The sequence below is a fragment of the Stenotrophomonas sp. TWI700 genome, from assembly GCF_039673645.1.
In the GTDB taxonomy this organism is placed as follows: Bacteria; Pseudomonadota; Gammaproteobacteria; order Xanthomonadales; family Xanthomonadaceae; genus Stenotrophomonas; species Stenotrophomonas maltophilia_AA.
This window is the reverse complement of sequence record NZ_JBDJMB010000026.1, coordinates 1-15,034: the sequence shown is the minus strand read 5'-3', so window position 1 is coordinate 15,034 and position 15,034 is coordinate 1. Positions and strand designations below refer to the sequence as shown.

The following is a 15,034-nucleotide window of genomic DNA, read 5'->3' as shown; positions in this document are numbered from 1 at the left end:
GCCGTCAGCCTGCCTGCACGGCAGGGGACGCAGCGCTGGCCTTGCCACCATCGGCATCCGGCGCACGCAGGCGCGCCAGCAGCGTCACCAGCACGAACAACAGCGCCACGGCGCCCCCGCTGTGCGCGACGGCCACTTCCAGCGGCACCGCCAGCTTCACGTTGAGGATGCCCAGGGTGATCTGCAGCACCACCAGCAGGCCCAGTGCGCTCGCCCAGCCGCGCATGCTCGGCAGGCGGAACAGGCGCACGGAGAGCCACAGCAGGTAGACGGCCACCACGATCGCCATCAAGCGGTGCGCCATCTGGATCGCGATGCGTGAGGCGCCATCGAGCACGCCCCCTTCGTAATCCACGCCGATGCCGCGCCACAGGGTGAAGCCTTCCTTGAAATCGTGCGGCGGCCACCATTGGCTGACGCAGCGCGGGAAGTTGTCCAGCGAGGCGCTGCCGCCACCGCAGGCGAGTGCGGCGTAGTTGGCGCTGACCCAGCCGCCGAGGGCGATCTGCGCGACCAGCACGGCCACGCCGGCGCGGATCAGCCATTTCAGCTTCGGCGCTTCGGCGAGAGTGATCGGCATATGCGTGGCGCGCCACGCCATCCACACCAGCAGACCGAACATCAGCATGCCGCCGAGCAGATGGCCCATCACCACGATCGGCTTGAGCAGCCAGGTGACCGTCCACATGCCGAGCAGCGCCTGGAAGATCACCACCGCCAGCGTCAGCAAGGCCGCACGGGCCAGGTCGATGTTGGTCCAACGCAAGGCCGCGATCAGCAGGATCGCCTCGCCGATGATCGCCAGGATGCTCGCCGGAACGTGCATCCCCATCATGTACAGCGGTATGCCGGTCGCCACCAGCACACAGGCGGTGATCACCGCGGTGCTGCCCCAGCGACGACGGCGCGTGGCCAACAGCGCCAGGGTGAGGATCTCGATGCCGAGTGCACCTGCCAGGAAACGGTGCACCTGCTCACGCCACGCCTTGTGCGTTTCCAGCGGGCGGATCTTGGCGGCCTCGTGGCCGATCACTTCCTCGGCATGCTGCGGCCAGGTGACGCGGCCATAGCAGGTCGGCCAGTCCGGGCAGCTCAGGCCCGCATCGGACAGACGCACGAACGAACCGAACATGATCGTGCTGGCGGTCATGATCAGCGCAAACCACGCCAGACGGTGGAAATTGCGGTGCAGCACCGGGCGTGCGGAGAGGCTCATCTAAACGGAACTCACTTCAGTTTCAGCAGCGTGGCCAGGTCTTTGCGCAGACCGGCCATATCGAATCCCGGCGCGTACCGCATGATCACGAATCCATTGGGATCGATCACATACACAGGCGTGCCGGCGGCGTCATCCACGGCGGGCAAAGCGGCACGCAGGTCCGGTTGGGCGCGCAGCGCGCGCAGTGCGGGCATGCCCTGGACCTCGGCCGGCGGCGTGCCCAGCCACAGGATCTCGACATTATCGGCGTTATGGCCGAACAGCTGCCACACCTTGCCCAATCCCTGCGACAAAGTGACGCACTCGCTGGTACAGCTGGCAGACGGGGCAACGAGGATCCGCCAGGTGCGATCGTTCGGGTTCCACGGGTACGGCTGACCGTCGGCCAGGGTGGGCGGCAGCGCGCGCAGATCGGCCGGCGGCTGCAGCAGCTCCCCGGTATTGCGGTGCGAGGTCGGCTGCCAGCCGGAGAAGCGCAGCACGCCCGCCAGCGCCATGGCGCCGAAGAACACGCCGAACAACGCGATCAGGGTCCAGCGGCCGCGTGAACGGGACGGCAGCCGTGCCGGGGAAGTGGCATTCATGGGCGGCATTTTCTCATGTTGAGCCGGTCAGCGCCGGGGAGTGCCACGCCGGCGGCGATGGCGACGGAATTCCAGGACCAGCGCGACCACCAGCACGGTCAACGCCAGCCCGAACCATTGCACGGCGTAGCCGAGATGGCGACTGGGCGGCAGGGTATTGGGCAGCAGCTCCAGATCGCGCGCGTAACCGCCGGGCAACGCCGGATCCAGCCGCAGCACGCGCACCGCCAGACTGCCGGGCGGCAGCGACAGCGCGCGGGCCATGTCATCGGGCGGCATCCGGCTGGCCAACCACACGCCCGCCTGCGGTACCGGCGACAGCGCCGGCCCCAGGGCCAGGCCGGTGGCCGGCGGTGGCGCCAGCAGGCCGCTGATGGCCGTGTGGCCGGTACGCGGGGTGATCGGCGGCACGACCCGATCAGGCGGCATCGGCAGCCAGCCGAGATCGACCAGCACCTGTGCGCCGTCATCACTCTGGAACGGCTGATAGACCTTGATCCCGGCGCGGCCTTCGCGGGTCTGGTTGTCGAGCAGGATCGTGCCGGGCAGGAAGCGACCGCGATCCTCCACCCAGCGCAGCCGCGGCGGCGCGGTCTGGGCCTGGCGCAGCGTGAGCGACTGCGCGCGCGCGGGCACCTGCTGGGCCAGCAGCGCCTCTTTCTCATGCATGCGCTGCAATTGCCAGCGGCCCAACTGGCAGAACACAAGGATCACCAGCACCGCGGCGATCCAGCCGATCAGGCGTGTGTGCTTGCGCATCATGACAACGCCGGCAAAACGCGGTGATATAGGCACACCCGCCACGCCATCGAGCCGCGCATGAATGATTCGTTGAAGACCCTGCTGGTAATCGCGTTTCTGATCGTCATCGTCTGGAATCTGGGCGCCGGGCTGTATTACCTGCTGGTCGATCGCGGCCAGACCAAGCGCACCGTCAATGCCCTCACCCGCCGCATCGCGGTGTCGGTGGCGCTGATCGTGCTGGTGGTCATCGGCATCTACAGCGGTTGGATCAAGCCCCACGGCATCGGCGGCTGAGGCCGCACCGGCGTCGATGCGGCAGGACGTCGCGCCGACGCTACAGCACGTAGACGAACAGGAACAGCATCAGCCACACCACGTCGACGAAGTGCCAGTACCACGCGGCGGCTTCGAAACCGAAGTGGTTGTCGCGGGTGAAATGCCCTTTCGAGGAGCGCAGCCACATCACCGCCAGCATGATCGTGCCGAGCAGCACGTGCACGCCGTGGAAGCCGGTGAGCATGAAGAAGGTCGAGCCGTAGATGCCCGAGCCCAGGGTGAGGTTGAGTTCCTTGTAGGCGTGGATGTACTCCTCGGCCTGCAGGGTGAGGAAGCCGACGCCGAGCAGCACGGTGATGCCCAGCCAGACCAGCAGCTGGCGGCGGTGCCCGGCCTTGAGCGCGTGATGCGCGATGGTCAGGGTGACGCCGGAAGTGAGCAGGATCAGCGTGTTGATCAGCGGCAGACCCCACGCCGGGATGGTCTGGAAGTGCCCACCGATCGCGCCGGGGCCATTGGTCGGCCACGCCGCCGAATAGCCGTCCCACAACAACTCGTTGGTCATCACCCCGTCGCCCGCACCGCCCAGCCACGGCAGGCCCAGGTTGCGGGTGTAGAACAGCGCGCCGAAGAACGCACCGAAGAACATCACTTCCGAGAAGATGAACCACACCATCCCCATCCGGAACGAGCCGTCCACCTGGCGGTTGTAGCTGCCGGCCTGCGATTCGCGCACCACGTCGCTGAACCACCAGAACAGGGTCAGCACCAGCATCGCGATACCGGCGTAGAAGGTCCACTTGCCCCAGCTCGAATCGTTGAGCCAGCTGGCCACGCCGACCATGGTCACCATCATCGCGATGGAACCGATGAACGGCCATTTGCTGTGCGTGGGCACGAAGTACACGTTCGCATCGGGGCTTTGCTGGGCCATGGTCTTGGGTCCGGTCCGGATCAGGGAGCTGCACGCGCGCCGGTCGGCAGGCTGGCCGGGGCCAGCTCCGCGGACAAGGCGTCGTTCTTGTAGAAGGTGTAGGACAGGGTGATCGTGGTGATGTTGGCCGGCAGGTCGGGATCGACGATGAAGCGCACCGGCATGTCGCGCTTCTCACCGGCCTGCAGGGTCTGCGCGGTGAAGCAGAAGCACTCGGTCTTGCTGAAGTAGCCCGACGCCTTGGCCGGTGCCACCGAGGGCACCGCGCTGCCGACCAGCGCGCGGTCGCTGTCATTGCGTGCGAAGTACAGCGCTTCGTTGAGCTCGCCGGGCACCACATCCATCGTCAGCTGTTCGGGATGGAAGGCCCAGGGCAGCTTGGAATTCACCCCGCCATCGAACTCGACCCGCACCGTGCGCTTGCCGGTGGCGGCTGCAGTGCCTGCCGCCGCGCCGGGGCCACGCTCCAGGCGCACGCCGAACACCTTCTCGCAGGCGATGCGGTACAGCGGCACCAGCGAAAAGGTCAGCACGAACACCGCCAGCGCCACCCCGATCAGACGGGGCAGACCCGCATGACGTGCGGGTGCGGTCGGACGCGGATCGCTCATCGCCCGATCACCCCGCTGAGGATGAAGCCGGCATAGACCATCACCGCGACAATGCCGACCGCCCACGCGGTGCGATGTGCGCGGCGGCGCTGCAGGGCCTGCTCATCCGGAGTACGGGTTGTGCTGGTCACGAGCGGCCTCAATGGGTGATGTCGTCATGGGCCAGATCACCCGGACGGATGGTCGGCGGCGTGGTGAAGGTATGCGCCGGTGCGGGCGAGGGAATCGTCCACTCCAGGCCACGTGCGCCTTCCCAGCAGCGGTCCGCGGCCTTTTCGCCGTGACGCAGCGAGTGCCACAGGATCGCGGCCATCATGAAGGGCGTGACGAACATGCCGAACGCGCCGATCGAGCTGATCAGGTTCCAGTCGGCGAAGGCCACGCTGTAATCGGGAATGCGTCGCGGCATGCCGGCCAGGCCGAGGAAATGCTGCGGGAAGAACAGCAGGTTCACGAACACGATCGACCACCAGAAGTGCACCTTGGCCCAGGTTTCGCTGTACATGCGCCCGGTCCACTTCGGCCACCAGTAGTACACCGCGGCGATCAGCCCGAACACCGCACCGGTGACCAGCACGTAGTGGAAGTGCGCGACTACGAAATAGGTGTCGTGGTACTGGAAGTCGGCTACCACGATCGCCAGCATCAGGCCCGAGAAGCCACCGATGGTGAACAGGATCACGAACGCCACCGCCCACAGCATCGGCGCTTCGAAGGTGAGCGAGCCGCGCCACATGGTGCTGACCCAGTTGAACACCTTCACCCCGGTCGGGATGGAGATGAGCATCGTGGCGAACATGAAGTAGATCTCGCCGCCCAGCGGCATGCCCACGGTGAACATGTGGTGGGCCCATACGATGAAGGACAGGAAGGCGATCGCGGCGATCGCGTAGACCATGGCCTGGTAACCGAACAGCGGCTTGCGGCTGAAGGTCGGGATGATCTCGCTGACCACGCCGAACGCCGGCAGGATCATGATGTAGACCTCCGGGTGCCCGAAGAACCAGAAGATGTGCTGGTACATCACCGGGTCACCGCCACCGGCGGCATTGAAGAAGCTGGTCCCGAAGAACTTGTCGGTGAGCAGCATCGTCACCGCACCGGCAAGCACCGGCATCACCGCGATCAGCAGGAACGCGGTGATCAGCCAGGCCCAGCAGAAGATCGGCATCTTCAGCAGATCGATCCCGGGGGCGCGCATGTTGAGCACGGTGGCGATGATGTTGATCGCACCCATGATCGAGCTGATCCCGGCCACGTGGATGGCGAACACGCTGAAGGCCACGTTGTAGCCGCCCTGCAGCGACAGCGGCGGGTACAGCGTCCAGCCACCGGCGGGGGCGCCGCCCGGCAGGAACAGGGTCAGCAGCAGCAGGCTGAAGGCCACCGGCAGCAACCAGAACGACCAGTTGTTCATGCGCGGCAGGGCCATGTCCGGCGCGCCGATCTGCAGCGGGATCATCCAGTTGGCCAGGCCGACGAAGGCCGGCATCACGCCACCGAAGATCATCACCAGCGCATGCACGGTGGTCATCTGGTTGAAGAACTCGGGCTTGACGAACTGCAGGCCCGGTTGCGCCAGTTCAGCGCGGATGATCACGCTCATCGCCGCGCCGATGATGAACATGATGAAGCTGAAAAGCAGGTAGAGCGTGCCGATGTCCTTGTGGTTGGTCGAGAAGAACCAACGCTCGAAGAACCCCTGCTGATGCCCGTGATGCCCGTCGTGGTCAACTGCGGAATGCGCCATCGCAACTACACCTCATTGTATCCGGTGGTACCCGCATCCGCCGGTTGGCGGACGCGGCTCGATTTCAGGCGTTGCTGTCTGTTGCTGCAGCGGCCGGCTCGCTGGCCGGTGCCGGGGTGGCCTCGGCCGGGGCGGCCGGCGAAGGTGCCGGAGCGGCCTCGGGTGCAGGTGGCGGCGCAGGCTTCTTCGAGGCCAGCCACTTCTGGTAGTCCTCCTTGGAGACCGCCTCGACCACGATCGGCATGAAGCCATGGTCCTTGCCGCACAGCTCGGCGCACTGGCCGCGGTACACGCCGACCTGCTCGATGTTGGTCCAGGCCTCGTTGATGAAGCCGGGAATAGCATCCTGCTTCCAGCCCAGCGCCGGCACCCACCACGCGTGGATGACGTCGTCGGAGGTGATCACGAAGCGCACCTTGGTATCGACCGGCAGCACCAGGCGGTTGTCGACATCCAGCAGGTAGTGCGGATGGCTGTCGCGGGTCGGCACGACGCCACTCTGGCGCACGCGGTCGGACTCACGGTCCAGGCGGCTGGTGAAGCTGACGTTCTCGCCGAGGTATTCGTACTTCCACATCCACTGATAGCCGGTGACCTTGACGGTCATTTCCGAATCGCGGGTGTCGTAGAACTTGATCAGGTTGGCCGTGGCCGGCCACGCCATCACTACCAGGATGATCACCGGGATCACGGTCCAGATGACCTCGGCCTTCGTGTTGTGGCTGAAGGTGGCGGCGACCGCGCCCTTGGATTTGCGGAACTTGAAGATCGCGTAAAACAGCGCGCCGAACACCAGCACCCCGATCACGGTACAGACCCACAGCGAGAACAGGTTGGACTCCCACGCCAACCGCGAGCTCTGGGTCACCCCCTTGCCCATGTTCAACTGCCACGGTTTGGGGTCGGCCGCCTGGGCCCACGCCATGGCCGGCGCCAGCAGCGCGACCCCGCTCAACACTGTCTTCCCGAACGTACTGCCCCACTTTCTGCATTGCTTCATTGCCTAGACCCTTAGCGTCGTCGGTTGCGGCCGTCATTGGCCGCGAGCAAGCCTTCTAGTTTCTGAGCCAGTACCTGGCGTTCGGCCGGTGCGAGGAAACTCCCCACGTCCACCTGCCTACCGCTGGATGCCAGCCGGACTCTGCGTTCATCGGCGATCAGCCTCACCCAGTGCGGGTGGGCGCTGAACACCGGCGAATGCCCGGGTGCGGGAATCACTTCCACGCACGCCGGCACTACCCGGATTTCTTCCTGCCGTTCTCCACTGCGCCACACCGTGCGCAGCGCCACTGCCAGCAACGCGCTGTACAGCAGAGCAAACACGGGGGCGAATACGTTGCCGGTGAACCAGCCCAGGCCGGCCGCCAGCCACATCACCCCCGCCAACACCACAAACAACAGGACGAACTGCCGGGCATCGAGCGCCCGTGGGGGACGCAGCCGCAGTTGCGTCCCTGATCCGTCCGGAGCGATGAGCACCTCGATCATGTCGCAACCGCGTTTTTCCTGCCGCGGGAAACGTCTCGATGGTAGCCCTGCTCTCCAGCGAGTAGCAAGGGTCCATTCACAGTTTCAGGAATGGTGCAATACAGCATCGGCTGCGGCGGCCGTTTTGACGAAAACAGCACAATAAATGACAGGCGGGCCGAATCCGCCGAATCCCCCTGTATGAAAGGCTATGCGACGGATGCGGCCGGCCACGGAAAGCGCTTGACTCGCCCAAAAAACGATTAAAATGGTCAAGTTCTCCACGAGCCGACCGGCATGACTGCATCTTCTGTCCTTCCCCCTGCCCCGGCATCGGCCGGCGCCGCCCGCCCGCCGCTGCTGTCCCCCGAGCTGCCGGCTGTTCCCAATGCGTTCCGCCAGGCGATCACCGATGCCTGGTTGAAGGACGAGGCCACCCATGTGCGCGAGCTGCTCGAACAGGCACGCCTGCCGGCCGCCGAGCAGGCCAAGGTGCAGGCCACTGCCGCCGACCTGGTCAAGCGCGTGCGCGTGCGTGCCCAGGACCAGGGCGCGATCGAAGCCTTCATGCGCCAGTACGACCTGGGCAGCGAGGAAGGCGTGCTGCTGATGTGCGTGGCCGAAGCCCTGCTGCGCATTCCGGACCAGGACACCGCCGACAAGCTGATCCGCGACAAGCTCGGCGACGCCGACTGGAAGAAGCACATGGGCGGCAGCGACTCGGTGCTGGTCAACGCCTCCACCTGGGGCCTGATGCTGACCGGCCGCCTGGTCCAGATCAACGACTCCACCCGCGCCGACGTGCCGGGCGCGTTCAAGCGCCTGATCGGCCGCGTGGGTGAGCCGGTGATCCGCCTGGCCGTGCGCCAGGCGATGAAGATCATGGGCCATCAGTTCGTCATGGGTCGCACCATCGACGAAGCGCTGTCGCGCTCGCACAAGGGCGACAACGCCAGCTACCGCTATTCGTTCGACATGCTCGGCGAAGGTGCGCTGACCATGAAGGACGCCAAGCGTTACCTGGAAGACTACCGTCGCGCGATCCACTCGATCGGTGGCGACCACAAGGCCCGCGGCGGCCGTCCGGATGGCGACGTCAATTCGGCTCCGGGCATCTCGATCAAGCTCTCCGCGCTGTACCCGCGCTACGAGCTCGCCAAGCGCGCACGCGTCATGGCCGACCTGGTCCCGGGCGTGCTCGAACTGGCGCAGCTGGCCAAGTCCTATGGCATCGGCTGCACCGTCGACGCCGAGGAAACCGACCGCCTGGAGCTGTCGCTGGACATCATCGAAACCGTGGTCAGCGATGCCTCGCTGGCCGGCTGGGAAGGCTTCGGTGTGGTCGTGCAGTCGTACCAGAAGCGCACCCCGTACACGATCGATTACCTGGCCGACCTGGCCCGCCGCATCGGTCGCCGCCTGCAGGTACGCCTGGTCAAGGGCGCGTACTGGGATGCGGAAATCAAGCGTGCACAGATCGAGGGCCTGCCGGCCTACCCGGTGTTCACCCGCAAGCAGAACACCGACGTGTCCTACCTGGCCTGTGCCAAGCGTCTGTTCACCCACAGCGATGCGATCTACCCGATGTTCGCCACGCACAACGCGCACACCATCGCGGCGGTGCAGGCGATCGCCAAGGGCGGCCAGTACGAACACCAGAAGCTGCACGGCATGGGCGACGACCTGTACGCCGAAGTGGTGCCGGCCGACCGACTGAACGTGCCGTGCCGCGTGTACGCGCCGGTCGGCTCGCATGAAGACCTGCTGCCGTACCTGGTGCGTCGTCTGCTCGAGAACGGCGCCAATTCCAGCTTCGTCAACCGCATCACCGACGACAACGTGGCCATCGACGACCTGATCCGCGATCCGGTCGAAGTGGTCTCCTCGTTCGCGTCCATCCCGCACCCGAAAATCCCGCTGCCGGTCGATCTGCTGCGCAGCCAGAACCATGACAGGAAGAACTCCATGGGCGTCAATCTCGCCAACGACAACGATCTGCGCGCTCTGGCCGATCAGCTCAACGCCGCCGTGAAGCCCTGGCACGCCGCGCCACTGGTGCCGGGTGCCAACCCGACCGGCGCGCTGTTGAACGTGACCAACCCGGCCGACACCCGCCAGGTCGTCGGCCAGTGGCAGCCGGCCGACAGCGCCACCGTCGAGAAGGCGCTGGCCAATGCCGTGGCCGCGCAGCCGGCCTGGAACCGCACCCCGGCCGCCAGCCGCGCGGCGATCCTGGAACACGCCGCCGACCAGCTGGAAGCGCGCATGCCCGAGTTCATGGCGCTGTGCGTCAAGGAAGCCGGCAAGAGCCTGCCCGACGGCATCGCCGAAGTGCGCGAAGCGGTCGACTTCCTGCGCTACTACGCCAAGCAGGCACGCGAGCAGTTCGGCCATGCCGAAAAGCTGCCGAGCCCGACCGGTGAATCCAACGAACTGCAGCTGCATGGCCGTGGCGTGTTCGTCTGCATCAGCCCGTGGAACTTCCCGCTGGCGATCTTCCTCGGCCAGGTCAGTGCTGCACTGGCGGCCGGCAACAGCGTGATCGCCAAGCCGGCCGAACAGACCAACCTGATCGGCTATTACGCGGTGAAGCTGCTGCTCGACGCCGGCGTACCGGAAGGCGTGCTGCAGTTCCTGCCCGGCGACGGCGCCACTGTTGGTGCGGCCCTGACCGCCGACCCGCGCGTGGCCGGCGTGGCCTTCACCGGCTCGACCGACACCGCCCGTGCGATCAACCGCGCGATGGCCGCGCGCGACGCCGCCATCGGTGTCCTGATCGCCGAGACCGGCGGCCAGAACGCCTTCATCGCCGACTCCTCGGCGCTGCCGGAACAGCTGGTCAAGGATGCGATCGGTTCGGCCTTCACCTCGGCCGGCCAGCGCTGCTCGGCCGCGCGCGTGCTGTTCGTGCAGGACGACATCGCCGACAAGGTGATGACCATGCTGTCCGGTGCGATGGCCGAACTGAAGATCGGCGACCCCGGCCTGTTGTCCACCGACGTGGGCCCGGTGATCGATGCCGACGCGCTGCAGATCCTCAAGGATCACGCGGTACGCATGGAGAAAGAGGCCCGTCTGATCGCCGCTGCCTCGCTCGGCGAAGACGCCGCGCACGGCACCTTCTTCGCGCCGCGTGCGTATGAGCTGAAGAACCTTGACCAGCTGCACAAGGAAATCTTCGGGCCGGTGCTGCACGTGATCCGCTGGAAGGGCGATCAGCTCGACGCGGTGATCGACCAGATCAACGCGACCGGCTACGGCCTGACCCTGGGCGTGCATTCGCGCATCGATGAGACCGTCGACCGCATCTCCTCGCGCATCAACGTCGGCAACGTGTACGTCAACCGCAACCAGATCGGTGCGGTGGTCGGCGTGCAGCCGTTCGGCGGCCAGGGCCTGTCGGGCACCGGCCCGAAGGCCGGCGGTCCGCACTACCTGCTGCGCTTCGCCACCGAAAAGACCGTCACCGTGAACACCACGGCGGCCGGCGGCAATGCCTCGCTGCTGACCCTGGGCGACTGATTCCCGGCGTCCTGTGTTGAACGAAAAACCCCGCTTTCGCGGGGTTTTTTGTGGGTATTACTCTTCGATCGACTCGATCTCGTCGCGCATCAGCAGCTCGTTGCCCATGTAGCGCTCGAACCGGATGCGGCCGAACCCGGCGGCGTACCACGCCTCGATGCGGCTGTCTTCGAAGGTGGCAGTGACGTGGCAGGTGTCCTTGAAGGTACGCGGCTGGTAGCCGACCTCCGCTTCCACGTCCTCGAAGCCGACGAAGGTGTAATCGGAGAAGCCGTCATAGTCGATCGGCTCGACGGTTTCTTCGGCATGGTTGGTGCGCTCGCCCTTGCCGTTGACTTCGAAACGATCGCCCGGCTTGGCGTTCGCCGGGAACGTCGGCGCGGGCTTGAAGACGTCGGTCATCACCGGCTTGGCGCCGTCGCCACCCCAGGCGGAAATGCCAAGGCGCTCCTGGCCGAGGAGCTGGCGGCCGCTCGCATCGTAGTAGCTGGCGCTACCGACACCACCGCCGGCACTGTTTACCTTGATCGCATCCTGGCCGGCAAACGTGGCCTTCTCGATGGTCAGCGTTTCATCACTGGTGGACCACGACAGGCCCGGGGTCAACGTAAAACAGGCGGCGAACTCCGGCGCAGCGAGGGCCGGCAGCGAGAGACCGGTCAGGCCAAGGGCGAGGGCGGAGCGCAGAAGCAGAGACGACATATACAGATCCTTGTCAGCAGTCATGACCCACGCCATGCGCGGATCGGCGGGATTGTACGCGTTGCACCTGCGTGGGCGGTACGCGAAAAGTCCGTGCGGCCACGGATCAGATCCATAGCGGTGTCCGACCGTGCCCAACGACCCGCGCCTGTTGCTGGTGTCCTCGTTCGCGCCCAATGCGCACGCGGCAACGCCGTCCGATCCGCGCTGTTGGTCGACCGCGCCGCGCAGTTGAAGCAATCGAGCACGCCCTTCTTCAGGCCGCCTACCCCTGATGGGACGCTTCGCCCCGCGGGCGGATGAAGTAACAGGGTTTGTCTTCCCGCACGCCGACACCGATGACGTATTGTTCTGCTGAGACAATCCGCTCCAGCCATTCCGGAACATCCTGGTCCCAACGTGCATCAGGGAAGACATAAGGGAAAACGGATTCGTATGGATTCGGCGAGTGCACGAACACCGCATCATAGGCGGTGTCTGCGCACAGCATGACCCAACACTGCGTCTTGAGTTCGCGCTCGCGGAGCGCTTCGTCCAACTTGCCAAGCAATCGGATGGCAATCTTCGCCGCCGATACGCGGTCCTCGATGGATCTATTGCCTTTTCCCCACCAATCCGGGTGCGTATGGGAGTAGTTGAACCACTCTGATCTCGCCCAGTCCTCTACCCTGAGCGCTGCCTTGCGCTCCTCGCGCGACCAGTACGCGTCCATCTTCTTCCTGTAACGACGGTCCATTGGTTGCTCGGTCATTGCATTTGGTCAGCCTGGCAGGGGATGACAACTTCGTTGATGGCGCCCAACAAGCAAAAGGCCTCGCTTGCGCGGGGCCTTTTGCCATTCAAACAACCGGTGCAGCTGCGTCGATCAGAACTTGTAGTTGAACGAAGCGGCCAGGACGTCGCCACGGACCTTGTACTTGCCGTTGAGCGAGTTGCCCTGGTTGTTGGTGGTGCCACCGATGATCACGTCCGGATCCTTGGTGAACAGGTGGGTGTAACCGAAGTTGTATTCGGTGTTCGCCGACGGGGTCCAGCCCACGCCCATCGACAGCCACTTGCGGCTGGTGTCCGGCACGCGCACGTCGCGGTGTGCGTTGGTGGTCGGGGTCTGGTCCAGCGCGATACCGCCACGCAGGGTCACGGTGTCGCTCAGCTTGAAGTCTGCACCCAGCGAGACGAAGGTCGTATCGCGGTAGCCGAACTCCAGCACCGAATCGGGCTGCGCCGAAGCGAAGTCGATGGTGACCTGGTCGAACGCGGTCGACCAGGCAGTGCGGGTGACATCACCCATCACGGTCCAGCGGTCGTTGACGTTGTGGGTGACGCTCAGGGTGGCCGAGGCCGGCAGGGTCAGCGTGGCCTTGCCCGAGGTGCTCACGAAGCGGCCCGGCTGGGCGACGGCCAGCACGGCAGCAGCGTTCTGCGGCACATCGAACGTGGCATCGCCGCCGGTGATCTTGTGCTCGACCTTGGAACGGTAGCTGATGCCGATGTGGGTGTTCTCATCGGGGCTGAACAAGCCGCCGACGGTCCAGCCCACGGCATTGTTGTCACCTTCCACGGTCAACTTGCCGTCGGCGCTGCCCGGGGCGAAGCCCGGCACGCGCGACTGCGCCAGCGCGGTGCCGAAGTCGATCTGGTTGCTCAGTTCGATGGTCAGGTGCTCGACGAACACGGACGCGCCGAAGGACACGTACGGGTTGACGTCATAGGAGGCAGCGAAGCCCAGGTCGATGGCCTTCATGTCGGTCTTCAGACCGCTGTAACGGCCGACCCAGCCATTGTCGTAGTCGGTCTTGAAGCCGAACGGTGCGGTCAGCGAGACGCCGAAGTGCGCCTGCTCGCCGATCGGCATGTGGAAGTACGCGGCCGGGACCGGGGCGATCATGCCGGCGTCGCCGCCGTCACCGCCGGTCTGCGGCTGGCCGGTCGGCTTGCGGCCGGTGCCCTTGAACTTGGCCGAGAAGCTGATGGCGCTCAGGTCGCCCTGGACCTGCATGCCTTCGAGCTGGCGCATGCCGGCCGGGTTGACGGCCATGATCGAGGCGTCGCCGGCGGCGCTGCCGGAACCGGCGAAGGCGCGGCCGAGGCCCTTGGCGCTGTTTTCCTTCAGCTGGAAGGCGGCAGCGTTGACGTGGCCCACGGCCAGGACACCGGCAATGCCGACGGCCAGGGCGGTGACGCGGGCAAGAGTGGAAGCGGTATGCATTGTTGTTTCTCTCCGGAAAGCGGTGATGTTGGCAACGCGCGCCTGCGCCGCCCCTCCCCTTGATGGGTCAGGACAACGCGCCGGATTCCCCTCCCGACATACGACGCCGTATGCGAGTATACCGAGAGCGGTTAATGAAACAATAACGTGTGTCGCCCTTGTGGCTATTCATGCTGAACACGACATATCCCCGTCAGCTCAGCCGCCGCGCTAGGCTAGTGCCCGCATGTTCGTGTCGACCCCCTCCCGCAAGAAAGCCGCCTACCGCTGGGCCACCCCCCTGCTGTTCGCCGCGCTGTGGGCGGCCTTCCTGTGGTCGATCTCCCGCCCGGACGATGCCCGCCGCAGCCTGTGGATGGACTGGGGCGCGCTGTCCACCGGCCTGACCCGCCCGCTGGACTGGTGGGCGACCCTGCAGGACGGCAGCGTGCTGCGGTTGTTCACCGCGCTGTTCCTGCACGCGGACTGGTCCCACCTGCTGGGCAACCTGGTGTTCCTGCTGATCTTCGGGCTGCCGGCCGAGCGCGTGCTGGGACCGTGGCGGCTGATGCTGCTGTTCCTGGTGGGCGGGGCGATCTCCAACCTGACCGCGATCTACACGATGGGCAGCCCGGACCAGATCATCATCGGGGCCAGCGGCGCCGTGTCGGCGCTGATCGGCGCCTACCTGGCCCTGTTCCCGGGCGCGCGGCTGGGCGTGGTTATCCCGTTGGGGCTGTTCCTGGAATTCGTCCGCGCCCCGGCCTATCTGCTGATCGGGGTCTGGGCCGCGCTGCAGGTGGTGTTCGCGTATATCGGCCCGACCTTCGGCATGGTGGCCTGGTGGGCGCATATCGCCGGGTTCGTGTTCGGGCTCGGCTACGGCGTGTATGTGCGCGCGGCGATCGCGCGGCGGCTGCGCAAGCGGCACGGGTTTTGAGGGCATGAGCGGGAGCGGGTCGGCCGACAGGTCGGCCAACGGGTAGTGCCGGCCGCTGGCCGGCTCCACGCGGGGTTGGATTCGAGCAGAGCCGGCC

The 15,034-nt window shown here is 65.9% G+C and carries 15 protein-coding genes; 3 read left to right on the top strand and 12 right to left on the bottom strand.

Annotated features, from left to right (window positions below; translation table 11 throughout):
- Window positions 1-4 precede the first annotated feature (4 nt).
- Genes ABE473_RS15620 through ABE473_RS15610 form a run of 3 tightly spaced genes read right to left on the bottom strand, consistent with a single transcriptional unit; the run spans window position 5 to window position 2,565 of the window.
- On the bottom strand, window positions 5-1,216 hold the full coding sequence (locus tag ABE473_RS15620) for a COX15/CtaA family protein (protein ID WP_346490134.1): 1,212 nt from the start codon (window positions 1,214-1,216) through the stop codon (window positions 5-7).
- Between the two features lie 11 nt (window positions 1,217-1,227).
- Window positions 1,228-1,803 (bottom strand): hypothetical protein, encoded by a 576-nt coding sequence (locus ABE473_RS15615; RefSeq protein ID WP_121042257.1) that lies wholly within the window; start codon window positions 1,801-1,803, stop codon window positions 1,228-1,230.
- A gap of 27 nt (window positions 1,804-1,830) precedes the next feature.
- Window positions 1,831-2,565 carry an SURF1 family protein gene (locus ABE473_RS15610; protein ID WP_346490133.1) on the bottom strand — a complete coding sequence of 245 codons (735 nt, stop codon included), beginning with the start codon at window positions 2,563-2,565 and terminating at the stop codon, window positions 1,831-1,833.
- 57 nt (window positions 2,566-2,622) lie between these two features.
- On the opposite strand from ABE473_RS15610, the gene ABE473_RS15605 reads away from it, so the two are divergent.
- Entirely contained in the window at window positions 2,623-2,841 is a 219-nt protein-coding gene (locus ABE473_RS15605) for a twin transmembrane helix small protein (protein WP_019185993.1), read from the top strand.
- Window positions 2,842-2,881: 40 nt separating this feature from the next.
- Here the strand turns inward: ABE473_RS15605 and ABE473_RS15600 are convergent, their stop codons facing one another.
- The 6 genes from ABE473_RS15600 to ABE473_RS15575 form a co-directional block, all read right to left on the bottom strand.
- Window positions 2,882-3,757 carry a cytochrome c oxidase subunit 3 gene (locus ABE473_RS15600; protein WP_088434556.1) on the bottom strand — a complete coding sequence of 292 codons (876 nt, stop codon included), beginning with the start codon at window positions 3,755-3,757 and terminating at the stop codon, window positions 2,882-2,884.
- A gap of 20 nt (window positions 3,758-3,777) precedes the next feature.
- On the bottom strand, window positions 3,778-4,368 hold the full coding sequence (locus tag ABE473_RS15595; RefSeq protein ID WP_346490132.1) for a cytochrome c oxidase assembly protein: 591 nt from the start codon (window positions 4,366-4,368) through the stop codon (window positions 3,778-3,780).
- Window positions 4,365-4,499 carry a hypothetical protein gene (locus ABE473_RS15590; RefSeq protein WP_257018790.1) on the bottom strand — a complete coding sequence of 45 codons (135 nt, stop codon included), beginning with the start codon at window positions 4,497-4,499 and terminating at the stop codon, window positions 4,365-4,367. Before ABE473_RS15590 ends, ABE473_RS15595 begins: the two co-directional genes overlap by 4 nt.
- Window positions 4,500-4,507: 8 nt before the next feature.
- On the bottom strand, window positions 4,508-6,118 hold the full coding sequence (gene ctaD / locus ABE473_RS15585) for a cytochrome c oxidase subunit I (RefSeq protein WP_265309792.1): 1,611 nt from the start codon (window positions 6,116-6,118) through the stop codon (window positions 4,508-4,510).
- A 64-nt stretch (window positions 6,119-6,182) separates the two neighbouring features.
- Window positions 6,183-7,118, bottom strand: coding sequence for a cytochrome c oxidase subunit II (gene coxB, locus ABE473_RS15580; RefSeq protein WP_346490131.1), 936 nt, complete (start codon window positions 7,116-7,118; stop codon window positions 6,183-6,185).
- 11 nt (window positions 7,119-7,129) lie between these two features.
- On the bottom strand, window positions 7,130-7,606 hold the full coding sequence (locus tag ABE473_RS15575) for a DUF2244 domain-containing protein (RefSeq protein ID WP_176990547.1): 477 nt from the start codon (window positions 7,604-7,606) through the stop codon (window positions 7,130-7,132).
- A 276-nt stretch (window positions 7,607-7,882) separates the two neighbouring features.
- On the opposite strand from ABE473_RS15575, the gene putA reads away from it, so the two are divergent.
- The gene (gene putA, locus ABE473_RS15570) at window positions 7,883-11,107 is read left to right on the top strand and encodes a bifunctional proline dehydrogenase/L-glutamate gamma-semialdehyde dehydrogenase PutA (RefSeq protein WP_346490130.1); all 3,225 of its coding nucleotides are present in this window, start codon (window positions 7,883-7,885) and stop codon (window positions 11,105-11,107) included.
- A gap of 57 nt (window positions 11,108-11,164) precedes the next feature.
- Here the strand turns inward: putA and ABE473_RS15565 are convergent, their stop codons facing one another.
- The 3 genes from ABE473_RS15565 to ABE473_RS15555 all read right to left on the bottom strand — a co-directional run bounded on the left by ABE473_RS15565 (window position 11,165) and on the right by ABE473_RS15555 (window position 14,018).
- Complete coding sequence (locus ABE473_RS15565; RefSeq protein WP_346490129.1) at window positions 11,165-11,809, bottom strand: hypothetical protein; 645 nt, start codon at window positions 11,807-11,809, stop codon at window positions 11,165-11,167.
- A gap of 265 nt (window positions 11,810-12,074) precedes the next feature.
- Window positions 12,075-12,545: a hypothetical protein gene (locus ABE473_RS15560; RefSeq protein ID WP_346490128.1), complete on the bottom strand. Its 471-nt coding sequence runs from the start codon at window positions 12,543-12,545 to the stop codon at window positions 12,075-12,077.
- Between the two features lie 129 nt (window positions 12,546-12,674).
- Window positions 12,675-14,018, bottom strand: coding sequence for an outer membrane protein transport protein (locus tag ABE473_RS15555; RefSeq protein WP_346490127.1), 1,344 nt, complete (start codon window positions 14,016-14,018; stop codon window positions 12,675-12,677).
- Window positions 14,019-14,244: 226 nt separating this feature from the next.
- Between ABE473_RS15555 and ABE473_RS15550 the strand changes: the two genes are divergently transcribed.
- Window positions 14,245-14,937: a rhomboid family intramembrane serine protease gene (locus tag ABE473_RS15550; RefSeq protein ID WP_346490126.1), complete on the top strand. Its 693-nt coding sequence runs from the start codon at window positions 14,245-14,247 to the stop codon at window positions 14,935-14,937.
- Window positions 14,938-15,034: the final 97 nt, after the last annotated feature.

Coding starts and splice junctions, on each gene's coding strand:
- ABE473_RS15620 (WP_346490134.1), bottom strand. CDS start 1,216: ATGAGCCTCTCCGCACGCCCGGTGCTGCACCGCAATTTCCACCGTCTG.
- ABE473_RS15615 (WP_121042257.1), bottom strand. CDS start 1,803: ATGAATGCCACTTCCCCGGCACGGCTGCCGTCCCGTTCACGCGGCCGC.
- ABE473_RS15610 (WP_346490133.1), bottom strand. CDS start 2,565: ATGATGCGCAAGCACACACGCCTGATCGGCTGGATCGCCGCGGTGCTG.
- ABE473_RS15605 (WP_019185993.1), top strand. CDS start 2,623: ATGAATGATTCGTTGAAGACCCTGCTGGTAATCGCGTTTCTGATCGTC.
- ABE473_RS15600 (WP_088434556.1), bottom strand. CDS start 3,757: ATGGCCCAGCAAAGCCCCGATGCGAACGTGTACTTCGTGCCCACGCAC.
- ABE473_RS15595 (WP_346490132.1), bottom strand. CDS start 4,368: ATGAGCGATCCGCGTCCGACCGCACCCGCACGTCATGCGGGTCTGCCC.
- ctaD (WP_265309792.1), bottom strand. CDS start 6,118: ATGGCGCATTCCGCAGTTGACCACGACGGGCATCACGGGCATCAGCAG.
- coxB (WP_346490131.1), bottom strand. CDS start 7,118: ATGAAGCAATGCAGAAAGTGGGGCAGTACGTTCGGGAAGACAGTGTTG.
- ABE473_RS15575 (WP_176990547.1), bottom strand. CDS start 7,606: ATGATCGAGGTGCTCATCGCTCCGGACGGATCAGGGACGCAACTGCGG.
- putA (WP_346490130.1), top strand. CDS start 7,883: ATGACTGCATCTTCTGTCCTTCCCCCTGCCCCGGCATCGGCCGGCGCC.
- ABE473_RS15565 (WP_346490129.1), bottom strand. CDS start 11,809: ATGTCGTCTCTGCTTCTGCGCTCCGCCCTCGCCCTTGGCCTGACCGGT.
- ABE473_RS15560 (WP_346490128.1), bottom strand. CDS start 12,545: ATGGACCGTCGTTACAGGAAGAAGATGGACGCGTACTGGTCGCGCGAG.
- ABE473_RS15555 (WP_346490127.1), bottom strand. CDS start 14,018: ATGCATACCGCTTCCACTCTTGCCCGCGTCACCGCCCTGGCCGTCGGC.
- ABE473_RS15550 (WP_346490126.1), top strand. CDS start 14,245: ATGTTCGTGTCGACCCCCTCCCGCAAGAAAGCCGCCTACCGCTGGGCC.